Annotated in this window: 10 protein-coding genes; 6 read left to right on the forward strand and 4 right to left on the reverse strand. The window is 65.1% G+C overall.

Annotation, left to right across the window (positions count from 1 at the left end):
• The first annotated feature begins 42 nt into the window (after nucleotides 1–42).
• Genes WCE05_RS03300 through WCE05_RS03310 form a run of 3 tightly spaced genes read left to right on the forward strand, consistent with a single transcriptional unit; the run spans nucleotide 43 to nucleotide 1963 of the window.
• Nucleotides 43–1245, forward strand: coding sequence for an MFS transporter (locus tag WCE05_RS03300; RefSeq protein WP_225788290.1), 1203 nt, complete (start codon nucleotides 43–45; stop codon nucleotides 1243–1245).
• Nucleotides 1242–1364 (forward strand): hypothetical protein, encoded by a 123-nt coding sequence (locus WCE05_RS03305; protein ID WP_262923706.1) that lies wholly within the window; start codon nucleotides 1242–1244, stop codon nucleotides 1362–1364. The genes WCE05_RS03300 and WCE05_RS03305 overlap by 4 nt, the downstream gene beginning before the upstream one ends.
• Nucleotides 1365–1411: 47 nt before the next feature.
• Nucleotides 1412–1963, forward strand: a complete 552-nt coding sequence (locus WCE05_RS03310; RefSeq protein ID WP_225788357.1) for a glutathione peroxidase — start codon at nucleotides 1412–1414, stop codon at nucleotides 1961–1963.
• Nucleotides 1964–2234: 271 nt separating this feature from the next.
• Here the strand turns inward: WCE05_RS03310 and WCE05_RS03315 are convergent, their stop codons facing one another.
• The 3 genes from WCE05_RS03315 to WCE05_RS03325 form a co-directional block, all read right to left on the reverse strand.
• Nucleotides 2235–3500 (reverse strand): OmpP1/FadL family transporter, encoded by a 1266-nt coding sequence (locus WCE05_RS03315; protein ID WP_225788289.1) that lies wholly within the window; start codon nucleotides 3498–3500, stop codon nucleotides 2235–2237.
• Between the two features lie 147 nt (nucleotides 3501–3647).
• A complete protein-coding gene (locus tag WCE05_RS03320) occupies nucleotides 3648–4130 on the reverse strand; it encodes a hypothetical protein (protein WP_225788288.1) in 483 nt (160 codons plus the stop codon).
• A gap of 246 nt (nucleotides 4131–4376) precedes the next feature.
• Nucleotides 4377–4601, reverse strand: a complete 225-nt coding sequence (locus tag WCE05_RS03325) for a hypothetical protein (protein ID WP_225788287.1) — start codon at nucleotides 4599–4601, stop codon at nucleotides 4377–4379.
• A 949-nt stretch (nucleotides 4602–5550) separates the two neighbouring features.
• Between WCE05_RS03325 and WCE05_RS03330 the strand changes: the two genes are divergently transcribed.
• Entirely contained in the window at nucleotides 5551–5970 is a 420-nt protein-coding gene (locus WCE05_RS03330; RefSeq protein ID WP_225788286.1) for a tetratricopeptide repeat protein, read from the forward strand.
• Between the two features lie 192 nt (nucleotides 5971–6162).
• Nucleotides 6163–7548, forward strand: coding sequence for a DNA recombination protein RmuC (rmuC, locus tag WCE05_RS03335; RefSeq protein ID WP_368815475.1), 1386 nt, complete (start codon nucleotides 6163–6165; stop codon nucleotides 7546–7548).
• On the opposite strand, the gene WCE05_RS03340 is transcribed toward rmuC, so the two are convergent.
• The gene (locus WCE05_RS03340; RefSeq protein ID WP_225788285.1) at nucleotides 7520–10996 is read right to left on the reverse strand and encodes a PAS domain-containing hybrid sensor histidine kinase/response regulator; all 3477 of its coding nucleotides are present in this window, start codon (nucleotides 10994–10996) and stop codon (nucleotides 7520–7522) included. The two genes, rmuC and WCE05_RS03340, sit on opposite strands and share 29 nt — an antisense overlap.
• A 359-nt stretch (nucleotides 10997–11355) precedes the next feature.
• Between WCE05_RS03340 and WCE05_RS03345 the strand changes: the two genes are divergently transcribed.
• The gene (locus WCE05_RS03345) at nucleotides 11356–13230 is read left to right on the forward strand and encodes an MFS transporter (RefSeq protein ID WP_225788284.1); all 1875 of its coding nucleotides are present in this window, start codon (nucleotides 11356–11358) and stop codon (nucleotides 13228–13230) included.
• The last annotated feature ends 1 nt before the right edge of the window (nucleotide 13231 follow it).

The raw sequence follows: 13231 nt of genomic DNA on the forward strand, positions 1-13231 counted from the left end.
GCAGCTACCCGCCTCAACCTTGCGATGCGCAGGAGAACGGCAATGACTTCGGTATGGCGAACCAGCGGATGGATTCTACTGGGGGCGGCGTTGATCCTGGCGCTGTCGCTGGGCGTGCGGCACGGTTTTGGCCTGTTCCTGGCGCCAATGAGCGCCGATTTCGGTTGGGGGCGCGAGGTGTTCGCCTTCGCCATCGCCCTGCAGAACCTGATCTGGGGGCTGGCCCAGCCTTTCGCCGGTGCCCTGGCGGACCGCCTGGGCGCGGCGCGGGTGGTGATCATCGGCGGCATCCTCTATGCCGCGGGCCTGATGCTGATGGGCATGGCCGACTCGGCCTGGTCGCTGTCGCTGAGCGCCGGCTTGTTGATCGGCATCGGGCTTTCGGGAACGTCCTTCTCGGTGATCCTCGGCGTGGTGGGGCGTGCCGTACCGGCGGAAAAGCGCAGCGTGGCCATGGGTATCGCCAGCGCGGCCGGCTCCTTCGGTCAGTTCGCCATGCTGCCCGGCACCCTGGGGCTGATCCAGTGGCTGGGCTGGTCGGCGGCATTGCTGGTACTGGGCCTGCTGGTGGCCCTGATCATCCCGCTGGTAGGGATGTTGCGGGATCGCCCGCTGCCCAGCCTCGGCGCCGAGCAGACCCTCGGCCAGGCCTTGCGCGAGGCCTGCTCGCACAGCGGTTTCTGGCTGCTGGCCCTGGGCTTCTTCGTCTGTGGTTTCCAGGTGGTATTCATCGGGGTGCACCTGCCGGCCTACCTGGTGGATCAGCACCTGCCGGCCAGTACCGGCACCACCGTGCTGGCGCTGGTCGGGCTGTTCAATATCGTCGGTACCTACACCGCAGGCTGGCTGGGTGGGCGCATGTCCAAGCCGCGCCTGCTCAGCGCGCTGTACCTGCTGCGTGCTCTGGTGATCGTGCTGTTCCTGTGGGCGCCGGTGACCGAGGTCAGTGCCTACCTGTTCGGCATCGCCATGGGGCTGTTGTGGCTGTCCACGGTACCGTTGACCAATGGCACCGTGGCCACGGTGTTCGGCGTGCGCAACTTGTCCATGCTCGGCGGCATCGTCTTCCTGTTCCACCAGTTGGGCGCTTTCCTGGGGGGATGGCTGGGCGGCGTGGTGTATGACCAGTCCGGCAGCTACGAGCTGGTCTGGCAGATCTCGATCCTGCTCAGCCTGCTGGCGGCCGCGCTCAACTGGCCGGTGCGCGAGCGGCCCGTCGCGCGCTTGCAGGTGCAGGCCGCATGAACCGCTACCTGGCCCGCATCCTCCTGGTGGCGGGTGCGGCAGTGCTCCTGGCGCTGGTGTGGTGGGGCTGGCAACTGGGCGGGTTGCGGTTGATGCAGCTGGGCATGAGCGTTTGTTAGGCGCTACCCTGCAAGTTCAAGGATCGCCTTGCAGGAGAACAACGATGATGCGTGTACGCTGGCTGACGATACCCGCGCTGGCCCTGGCCACCTTTTCTTCCAGTTGGGCAGCGGATTGCCCGGCACTGCTGCAGGGCAGCCTGCCCGAGTTGCGTGGCAAGGAGCAGGTCGACCTGTGCCAGCGTTTCGCAGGCAAGCCGCTGGTGGTGGTGAATACCGCCAGTTATTGCGGCTTCGCCCCGCAGTTCGAAGGGTTGGAGGCGGTCTACAAGGAATACCACGAGCAGGGCCTGGAAATGCTCGGCGTGCCGTCGAACGACTTCAAGCAGGAGGACGCCGACAGCGAGAAGACCGCCAAGGTCTGCTATGCCAACTACGGTGTGACCTTCACCATGACCAAGGCCCAGGCGGTGCGTGGCAAGGATGCGGTGCCGCTGTTCGGTGAGTTGGCGCGCCAGAGCAGTGCGCCGAAGTGGAATTTCTACAAGTACGTGGTAGATCGCCGCGGCAAGGTGATCGCCAATTTCTCCAGCCTGACCAAACCTGACGACCCGGCGTTCAGGACGGCTATCGAAAAGGCGATCGCTTCCCAACCCTGAGTGCCCGGCCTGGCGAGCGTCGCTGCCTTTCTCGGGCTGGGTCGAAGCGGTGCTAATACCTGGGGCCGCTTCGCGCCCCATCGCTGGCAAGCTCCCACAGTGGGGCCCATGCAGAGGACTCTGTGGGGATCACCCAGCCCTTCGGGCTGCGCTGTCGCGTAGAGAACATGCGGTTGACGCAGGCCCCTGTGGGAGCGGGCTTGCCTGCGAAGGGCCGCAGAGCGGCCCCATGGCCTGAAGAAGCCTACGTCTCTTGCAAGGCCCCGGCGACTCAGAAGCGGTAGGTGAGGGACGCGCCGATACCGTGGGCGCTGTTCTCGTACTTGGCTTGGTAGGAGCCCTTGGTCGCGCTGACCTGGTTGACCTTGGTGTCTTCCTCCCACAGGTAGGAGTACGCCACGTCGATGGTCATGTCGTCGGTCGGGCTCCAGCCGGCGCCGAGGCTCAGCACCTTGCGATCGCCAGTCGGGATGCGCGGCGAACGGTCGTGGTTGTTGGTCGGCGACTGGTCCACGGTGAAGCCGGCACGCAGGATCCACTCCTTGTTCACCTTGTAGGACGCGCCGATGGCGTGTGCCCAGGTGTCATGCCAGTTTTGCTCCTCGCTGATGGTCTGGAACGGCGAACCGACCAGTGCCGGCGGCACATCGTTCTGCACGGTGATGTCTTCCAGGCGGCTCCAGCGGGTCCAGGTGCTGCCCGCGTAGAGGGTCCACTGGTCGTCCAGCTCGTGGGTGATCGACAGGTCGACGGACTCCGGCGTCTTGATCTTCAGGCTTGCGTCGAACTTGCTGCCGTCGTAGGGGCCGATCAGCGGGGTGCTGACGCGGGTCTTGCCCTCGAGCTTGTAGTCGACCATGGAGTGGTAGGTCAGGCCGACGCGGGTGCGGTCGGTGGCCTGGACCAGGATGCCGATGTTGTAGCCGACTGCGGTATCGTCGCCCTTGATCTTCACTTCGCCATCGTTGCTGCCCGGGGTGAACGGGTTGATCAGGCTGGAGCCCAGCTCGCCCTTGATGCGGTTGAAGGTCGGGCCGAAACCGATCGAGACCTTGTCGTTGAAGGCATAGCTGACGGTTGGCTGGAAGGTGATGACCTCGACGTGGCTCTTTTTGCCCCAGTAGCGGGCGGCGTCGTCGCTGCCGTAGTCGGTGACCAGGCCGAACGGTACGTAGACGCCGAAACCGACGCTCCAGTGCTCATCGATTGGCTTGACGTAGTAGCCCATGGGTACGCCGACGGTCGGGACCATGTCGCCGTCGGTCTCTCCCCCCAGGTTGCTGCCTGGGCCCGAGATGTCGGACTTGGCGATGACGGCGGCGCCGCCCACGGTGATTTGCTCGCGCTTGAGGCGCGACATGCCGGCAGGGTTGCCAAAGACGGTGCTGGCATCTTCGGCAGAGGAAGAACGACCCGCGAAACCTGTACCCATGCCGCTGACGCTTTGCTCGTTGAGGGCGAAACCACTGGCGAGCAACTGGCTGGAAGCGAGGGCAACGGCAACGCCGAGGGAGGTTTTGAGCATTGCTTTTTTCATTATTGTGAAACTCCTTGGGATCTCCGGGGCGAAAAGCTACCAACAAATCACGCGCTGCGCCATAGGCTCGATCGCAGGAGTTAGAGCGGTTTTGTAGGACAATCCGACCAAAATTCCGTTTTTTCCGGTTTTAGCGTAGGACGTTTCTCAAGATGCCTGCGACATCATCGGCTCGACGCACAGATGCCAGGCTTGGGTGAAGTCGCGCAGGCGCCCCGGGGGGTGAAAGACCTGCCGCCAGATACGCGCCAACCCCAACAGGTCGTCGGCGGCGGGCAAGGGCGTGGCCTGTTCTTCGATGAGCATCCAGGCGATGGCGGTGGAGTAGCGCAGGTTGACCGCCAACTCCAGGTGCGGCCCGCGCAGGAAGGCGTGCTGGCTGGCCAGGCCACGGACCAGGCTGGCCAGGTCAGGGTCGCGGGCGAGGAAATCGTCCCACAGCGCCTGGTGACGCGTTTCGCCGATCCGGTAGAGACCATGCCCGCGCCGGTCGTGCAACGCCGAGCCGAGCGCCGATTGGCTGGCGGCGACGCCCAACAGCAGGGCCTCGGCGCTTTCGCAATGGCGGTCCAGGTAGACCAGGGTCGGCCGGATCACATACTGACACAACTCTTTCGCTGCGATACCCATGATGCCCTCGAACGATAAAGGCCGACGGGCACTGGAGCTTGGCAGCTGGTGGATTGATCAGGCCCGCCGGAAGCGGCTCGCACCGCTCGAGTTGAAGTGTAGTGTGATAATCATGGTGTAAAGGGCTGTTTTTAAATCGATTGCTGCCTGTCGTCCGGTGCTATATGCCCTACGGCAATTACGCCAAGAACGATCAGGCAGCGCAGTGGCGGGGATCGATCGCCTGAATGGGCGGGCATTCGCCGCTCATGCGGCCAGCGACTGGCGGGTTCGCTCGATCACTGCCTGCAGCGGTTCGCCGCGGCCGTATTGCTCTGGGTACAGGCGCTCGGTGTGGCACGCGACGCCATGTTCGTCGACCAGGGTGAAGCTGAAGCTGCCCTTGCGTGGGGCGACGATCAGGCACTTCAGTGGGGCGAAGGCCTGGGAAAGGGTGCCGATGGCAGCCTGGATCTGATGGTGCGTATTCATATTGTTGGATGTTCCTGCTTTAAACACGGGTTTCGATCCGTGCATCTTAGAAACGTTCCAGTGACGTCATTATTAAGGGACGCAGAACCTGACTGGAACAGGGCAGCCAGGGAGGCGCAATAAAAAGTGGGCGCTGGGCTGACTGGTAGGTACGTCAAAAGGCGGGCAAGCACACCAGGGCCAAGGTTCGTTGCCTCTGGGTGAAGATCCCGATCAATCTGTGCGTGATTCGTGCTAGGGCAGGTAGGGCTGCCGAGTGAACCATCGAATGGGCCGGTCCGTTTTCAGCATCGCCCGGAGGATCGAGCCGATGACTGAAGGGCGCTTGTGGCCAGAATTGACTTTCAGCTGGGTACTAACAGGGCGGCACCATACAGGAAGCACGCAGCAGGTGCAAGCCTTTGTTCGTTTCGCCAGGCGAGCCGAACAGTATGGCCTTTCTTGCTCAGTCTGTGAAGTAGGGCAAACGGATCATACGCGGCGGGATGATGCCATTTCGTGCATTCAAATGGAGGGATTCGGTGCACTTGTACACACTTGGTGCACGACTTGTAACGGCCCCGCAACATGTCTCGGCGGGCTCGCCAATGCCTTGACTGCACGCTTAAGTCAATGAAAAAAAACACTAATTTTTACTGGTGAAAAAATCGTCAGTTTGACTGAAACCCCCGTTTCATCGGGGTTTGAGGACTTGTCGAGGGGGTTGTCCACCGAGTTATCCACAGGATCTGTGGATTGTCCCGAGCGCTTGCTCTAGGACGGGCGTGCCAGCTCTTTTTCGAACTGTCCGACAATCGTCAACCCGGGATGATGGCAGGGACCACCCAATCGAAAACGTCAAGAAAAGATCATCGAATTTTTTTTTTCGCCTGCGTGGCGATCGATCAGGCCATCGGCGAAAAAATGGAGTAGAGTGGCGCGCCTCTCGAGTTGCCTTCGCTGTTTGGTCATGAAGTTTCGCGGTAAATACCTCGCAAGCCCCGCTGCAACCCCGTCGGTGCCATCCCCCAAGCGTTTTTCCCTGAAAGTGGCCCTCTGGCTGCTCGATAGCCCGCGCCTGGGCGACAAGCCCAGCGTCAAGCACCTGGCCGGTCGTCTGCTCAAGCAGCCGGCGCGCCAGGGCGTGGTGGTCGCCCAGAGCCGCCTGGGGCAGATGCTCTGCCGGGACTGCGGTAACGCCCGTGACCGCCGCATCGGCCATGAGCTGCTGCGCCAGGCCGCACGGGCCGGCGACCGGCGGGCGCAGGTGGAGTATGCCCGCCTGTGCCAGCACAGTGAGCCGGAGCAGGCCCGCTACTGGCTGGAGTTGGCGGCAGGGCAGGGGTCGCAGGAGGCGCGGCGGTTGCTTGGGCAGTTGCGCTCGAGTTGATACCTGGGGCGGCACGACCACCCCGGGCCTCACCTGTTAAGCTGCGCGCAGCATTGTCGAACATCGATCGGAGTAGCTATGGCAGTGGATCTTGCCAGTATCCTGCTGGGCATCGTGGCAGCAGCGGTTCCATGCCTGGCCTGGGCGTTGCAGGTGCAGCGACGGCTGTCGGCCCGGCAATCGGAACTGGCCCTGGTGCAAGAGCGTCTCACCGGTGCGCAACTGGCCCAGGAAGGCCTGCAGGCCCAGCTGGAGGCCTGCCGCGACGAGATCAGCGACCTGAGCGAGGCCAACGTGGCCAAGCAGACCACCCTGGCCGCCCAGGCCCGGGAACTGGAACTGCTGCAGATCGAGCGTGACAACGCCCGCGACGCCGCCCATGCCTGGCAACTGGAACGTGTCGGCCGCGAGACCGAGCTGCGGCGCCTGGAGGCCCAGGTCGCGCGCCTGGAGGCCGAGTTGGGTGAGCAGCAGGAAAGCCACCAGCAACGCCTGGAAGACCTGCAGGAAGCCCGCGACACCTTGCGCGCGCAGTTCGCCGAGATGGCCACGAAGATCTTCGATGAGCGCGAGCAGCGTTTCGCCCAGACCAGCCAGCAGCACCTGGGGCAGTTGCTCGACCCGCTCAAGGAGCGCATCCAGGCCTTCGAGAAGCGCGTGGAGGAGAGCTACCAGCAGGAGGCCCGCGAGCGTTTTTCCCTGGCCAAGGAGCTCGAGCGCCTGCAGCAGCTCAACCTGCGCCTGTCCAACGAAGCCACCAACCTGACCCAGGCGCTCAAGGGCCAGAAGACCCAGGGCAACTGGGGCGAGCTGATCCTCGAACGGGTGCTGGAGCATGCCGGCCTGGAAAAGGGCCGCGAATACCTGACCCAGGTCAGCCTCAAGAGCGCCGAGGGCGAGCGCTACCAGCCCGATGTACTGATCATGCTGCCCGGCGACAAGCAGGTGGTGGTCGATGCCAAGGTCAGCCTCACCGCCTACCAGCAATTCGTCGGCGACGACGACGCCGAGCGCGCCCAGGCTGCGCTGAAGCAGCACGTGCAGTCCCTGCGCAGCCACGTCAAAGGGCTCTCCAGCAAGGACTACAACCGCCTGGAGGGCTTGCACAGCCTGGATTTCGTCCTGCTCTTCGTGCCCATCGAGGCGGCCTTCTCGGCGGCCCTGCAGGCCGAGCCCAACCTGTTCCAGGAGGCCTTCGACCGGCAGATCGTGATCGTCAGCCCCACCACCCTGCTGGCCACCCTGCGGGTGATCGACAGCCTGTGGAAGCAGGAGCGCCAGGGCCAGAACGCCCGGGAGATCGCCGAGCGTGCCGGGTGGCTGTACGACAAGTTCGTGTTGTTCATCCAGGACCTGGACGAGCTGGGCAGCCGCCTGCAGCAGGTGGACAAGGCCTATGCCGCGGCGCGCAACAAACTCTGCGAAGGGCGTGGCAACCTGGTCAGCCGCAGCGAGCAGCTCAAGCTGCTCGGCGCCCGGGCCAGCAAGAGCCTGCCGGCCGACTTGCTCGAACGCGCGCTGTCCGACGACGCGGTGCCTGACGAGGCGCTCACTGAACCAGGCTCAGATGCCGATTGAGCAGGGCGCGCAGGGCCGCTGGCTTGACCGGCTTGGCCAGGTAGTCGAGGCCGGCGGCATGGACCATGGCGATGGTCTCGTTGCGTCCGTCGGCGCTGATCACCACGCCCGGTACCGGTTCGCCCAGGCGGGTGCGTAGCCAGGCCATCAGCTCGGTCCCCGTCTCGCCATCGTCCAGGTGGTAGTCCACCAGCGCCAGGTGCGGGCGCATGCCCTTGGCCAGCAGGGCTTCGCATTCGGCGCGGCTGCGCGCGGTCCACACCTGGCAACCCCAGCGGCTGAGCAGGCTGTTCATGCCGACCAGGATGCTGTCTTCGTTGTCGACGCACAGCACCTGCAGCCCGGCCAGCGGTTGGCCAGCCTGTGGCTCCGGTGGCGCGCTGGGCGCCGCGACGGCGGCCTTGGCGATCGGCACGCCGACCCGGAACACGCTGCCCTTGCCTGGCCAGGAGCGCACCTGAAGCGGATGGCCGAGCACCCGGCACAAGCCGTCGGCGATCGCCAGGCCCAGGCCCAGGCCTTTTTCGGCGCGCGTCTGGTGGCTGTCCAGGCGCTTGAACTCCTGGAAGATCACCTGCAGCTTGTCGTCGGCGATGCCTGGGCCTCGGTCCCAGACTTCCAGCCACAGGCGCCCGCCCTGGCGGCGCACGCCAAGCAGCAGTGGGCTCTTGCCATAGCGCAGGGCGTTGGTCAGGAAGTTCTGCAGCACCCGCCGCAACAGTTTCATGTCGCTGTCGACCCGCAGGCGACTGCCGCGCAGGCGGAACTCCAGGCCCTTTTCCGCAGCCAGCAGCTTGAACTCGGCGCCGAGGGTGTCGAACAGCTCGTTGAGGGCGAAGGGCTTGATGTCGGGGGTGATCCTGCCGTTTTCCAGGCGCGAGATGTCCAGCAGGTCGCTGATCAGTTCCTCGGCCGAGCGCAGCGAGCTGTCCATGTGCTGCACCAACTGCCGGGCTTCCTCGGACATGCCCTCGGCCTGCTGCGACAGGGCGGCGGAGAACAGCCGCGCGGCATTGAGCGGTTGCATCAGGTCGTGGCTGACCGCGGCCAGGAAGCGGGTCTTGGACTGGCTGACCGCCTCGGCATGGCTCTTGGCCTCGGACAGCGCCTGGTTGAGCTGGGACAGCTCATGGGTGCGCTCGGCGACCCGCTGCTCCAGGCCCTCGTTGGCGTCCTTGAGCGCCTGCTCGGCCTCGCGGAACGGGGTGATGTCGGTGAAGCTCATGACGAAGCCGCCGCCAGGCATGGGGTTGCCGATCAGCTCGATCACCCGGCCGTTGGGGAACAGCCGCTCGGAGGTATGGGCACGGCCCTGGCGCATCCAGTGCAGGCGCCGGGCCACATGGACCTGGGCCTCGCCGGGGCCGCACAGGCCACGTTCGGCGTTGTAGCGGATGATGTCGGCAATTGGCCGGCCCACGCTGATCAGCCCGTCGGGGTAGTTGAACAGCTCCAGGTAGCGCCGGTTCCAGGCCACCAGGTGCAGGTTCTGGTCCACCACGCTGATGCCCTGGTTGATGTTCTCGATCGCCCCCTGCAGCAGGGCGCGGTTGAACTGCAGCACCTCGCTGGCCTCGTCGGCGATGCGCACCACGTCCTCGAGCTGCATGTCGCGGCCTTCGATGGCGGCCTTGACCACCGCACGGGTCGAGGAGGTGCCGAGCACGCCGGCCAGCAGGCGCTCGGTGTGTTCGATCCAGTCGCCGTCGGCGTTCTGGTTGGGGTTGAAGCCCTTGCCCTGGCGGTAGGCGAAGCGGATGAAGCTCTGCCGCGCGCGTTCCTCGCCGACGAAGCGTGCCGCCAGCTTGAGCAGGTCGTCGATCTGCACCGCCAGCAGCGACCGGCTGTTGGGGCGGGTGGTCTGCTGGCCGATGAAGCGCCCGGCCTGCCAGTGTTCCGAGACCCGGGTGCGGGAGAAGATCGAGACCCAGGCGAACAGCACGAAGTTGCCCGCCAGCGACAGCACCACGCCCTGGGTCAGCGGGGTGATCGGCAGGTTCAACGGGTTGCCGTGCAGCCAGGCAAGGCCAGGGAACAATTGCAGCGACCAGCCCAGGCTGTGCGCGGCGATCGGCAGCACCAGGGTGTAGAACCACAGGAAGATCCCGGCCGCCAGGCCCGCGAACACGCCGCGCCGGTTGGCCTGTTTCCAGTACAGTGCGCCGAGCATGGCCGGGGTCAGCTGGGTCACTGCGGCGAAGGCGATCTGGCCGATGGTCGCCAGGCTCGCGGTGGAACCGAGCAGGCGGTAGCTGACGTAGGCGAGCAGAAGGATGACCACGATGGTCACTCGGCGGACCGAGAGCATCCAGTGGCGGAACGCCTCGAACGGCCGTTCGGCGTTCTTGCGGCGCAGCAGCCAGGGCAGCAGCATGTCGTTGGACACCATGGTCGACAGCGCCACGGCCTCGACGATGACCATGCCGGTGGCGGCCGAGGCGCCGCCGATGAAGGCCAGCAGGGCCAGGCTCGGGTGGGCTTCGGCCAGGGGCAGGCTGATGACGAAGGAGTCGGAGATCACCGTGCCCGGCAGCAGCATCTGCCCAGCCAGGGCGATCGGCACCACGAACAGCGCGGCCAGGGCCAGGTACAGGGGGAAGACCCAGCGCGCCATGCGCATGTCCTGGGGCTCGATGTTCTCCACCACGGTGACGTGGAACTGTCGCGGCAGGCAGATGATCGCCATCATCGCCACGGCCGTCTGCACCACCATCGAGGGCCAGTTGATGGTCTCCTGCCAATAGCTTTCCAGGTGCGTCGACTGGCGCGCCTGCTCGAACAGGTCGTCGAAGCCGTCGTACAGGTTGAACACCACGAAGGCGCCCACGGCGAGGAATGCCAGCAGCTTGACCAGCGATTCGAAGGCGATCGCCAGGACCATGCCGCGGTGGTGCTCGGTGACATCCAGGCTGCGGGTCCCGAAGACGATGGAGAACAGCGCCAGCACCAGCGACACCACCAGCGCGGTGTCCTGCACGCGGGTGCCGGTGGCATCGGCGCTGGCGCCGATCAGCAGGTTGACGCCGAGCACGATGCCCTTGAGCTGCAGGGCGATGTAGGGCAGCACGCCCACCAGGCAGATCAGCGCCACCACCACGGCCAGGGTCTGCGACTTGCCATAGCGCGCGGCGATGAAGTCGGCGATCGAGGTGATGTTCTGCTGCTTGCTGATCAGCACCATCTTTTGCAGCACCCAGGGGGCGAAGATCAGCAGCAGCACCGGCCCCAGGTAGATCGGTAGGAACGCCCACAGCTGTTCGGCGGCCTGGCCGACCGCGCCGAAGAAGGTCCAACTGGTGCAGTACACCGCCAGCGACAGGCTGTACACCCAGGCACGCAGGCGCGGCGGCAGCGGGGTGCTGCGGCGGTCGCCATAGAAGGCGATGGCGAACATGATGGCCATATAGGCCAGGGCGACCACGGCGATCAGCCCGCTGGACAACGACATGCAAACTCCGGAGCAAAGAATAGAACGCGGTCCCGATCAATCAGTCTGGCATGGCGCCTGGCGTTCGTCAGCGCAGACGATGGTCGCAGTGGCAGGACGTCGCAGCCCTTGCTGCTCAGCATAAGGGCGAGGGCGGGGTTTGTCGTGCGTCTTTGTGGTGCTCAAGCTCGATGCCGGTCATTCGAGTGGCAGCGGGGCTGCTGTGCAGCCATCGTCGGGGGGACGTGGTGCTCCTTCGGCATCTGCTTGGCAGAGGATTCTGTGGGTGCGGCTTGCCAATGGCCGGCTTTCCCATGCAGATTTGTGGCTCTGTGCGGCCTGCGGGCCTCCAATGACAAAAGCCCCCAGGAACAAGGACGATGAGTCACCCCTCGCAATTCACCTTGCTCGGCAAGCGGCGTTTCCTGCCGTTCTTCATCACCCAGTCGCTGGGTGCCTTCAACGACAACCTGTTCAAGCAGTCGTTGATCCTGGCGATCCTCTACAAGCTCAGCCTGGAAGGCGACCGCTCGATCTGGGTCAACCTCTGCGCCTTGCTGTTCATCCTGCCGTTCTTCCTGTTCTCGGCCCTGGCCGGGCAGTTCGGCGAGAAGTTCGCCAAGGACGCGCTGATCCGCGCGATCAAGCTGGCCGAGATCGTCATCATGGCCATCGGCGCCACGGGCTTCGTCACCCACCACCTGGAGCTGATGCTGCTGGCGCTGTTCGCCATGGGCACCCATTCGGCGCTGTTCGGCCCGGTGAAATACTCGATCCTGCCCCAGGCCCTGCGCGAGGAGGAACTGGTGGGCGGCAACGGCCTGGTGGAAATGGGGACCTTCCTGGCGATCCTCGCCGGGACCATCGGCGCGGGGGTGATGATGTCGTCCACCCACTACGCCACGGTGGCGGCGGGGGGCGTGGTGGGCACCGCGGTGCTCGGCTACCTGGCCAGTCGCTGGATCCCTCGGGCCGCGGCAGCGGCCCCGCAGATGAAGCTGGACTGGAACATCTTCCGCCAGTCCTGGGCCACCCTGCGCCTGGGCCTGGGGCAGACGCCGGCGGTTTCGCGCTCGATCGTCGGCAACTCGTGGTTCTGGTTCGTCGGGGCCATCTACCTGACCCAGATCCCGGCCTATTCCAAGGACTGGCTGCACGGCGACGAAACCGTGGTGACCCTGGTGCTGACGCTGTTCTCGGTGGGCATCGCGGCGGGCTCGCTGCTGTGCGAACGGCTCAGCGGCCGCAAGGTGGAGATCGGCCTGGTGCCGTTCGGCTCGTTCGGCCTGACCCTGTTCGGCCTGCTCTGGTGGTGGCACTCCGGCGACGTGCCAGCCGGCGAGGCGCCGCATGACTGGCTGGCCCTGCTGGGCATGGGCCAGGCCTGGTGGATCCTGGTGTCGATCGTAGGCCTGGGGGTATTCGGCGGTTTCTACATCGTGCCGCTGTATGCCCTGATCCAGGCGCGTACCCCCGAGGACCAGCGGGCGCGGGTGATCGCCGCCAACAACATTCTCAATGCCCTGTTCATGGTGGTCTCGGCGATCCTCACCATCGTCCTGCTGAGCCTGGCGCAACTGAGCATCCCGCAGTTGTTCCTGGTGGTGTCGCTGCTCAACATCGCGGTCAACGCCTATATCTTCCGCATCGTCCCTGAGTTCACCATGCGCTTCATGATCTGGCTGCTCAGCCATTCCATGTACCGGGTCGAGCATCGGGACCTGGAGCGTATTCCCGACGAGGGGCCAGCGTTGCTGGTGTGCAACCATGTGTCCTTCGTCGATGCGCTGCTGATCGGGGGGGCGATCCGCCGGCCGGTGCGTTTCGTCATGTACTACAAGATCTACGACCTGCCGCTGCTCAACTTCGTATTCCGCACCGCCGGGGCGATTCCCATCGCTGGCCGCAGCGAGGACGAAGCCACCTACGAGCGGGCCTTCGCGCGTATCGCCCAGTACTTGGCCGCGGGTGAAGTGGTGTGCATCTTCCCGGAGGGCAAGTTGACCTCCGATGGCGAGATCGACGTGTTCAAGGGGGGCGTCAACCGCATCCTCCAGGAAACCCCGGTACCGGTGATTCCCCTGGCGTTGCAGGGCTTGTGGGGCAGTTTCTTCAGCCGCGATCCGGCCAAGGGCTTTTTCCGGCGCCTGTGGTCGCGGGTGACCCTTGTGGCTGGCGCCGCCATCCCGGTGGAGGCGGCGCAGCCAGAGGTGCTGCGCGAGAAGGTCATGGCCTTGCGCGGCGACCAGCGTTGAG

Source organism: Pseudomonas sp. I2 (assembly GCF_040984075.1).
GTDB classification, from domain to species: domain Bacteria; phylum Pseudomonadota; class Gammaproteobacteria; order Pseudomonadales; family Pseudomonadaceae; genus Aquipseudomonas; species Aquipseudomonas guariconensis_B.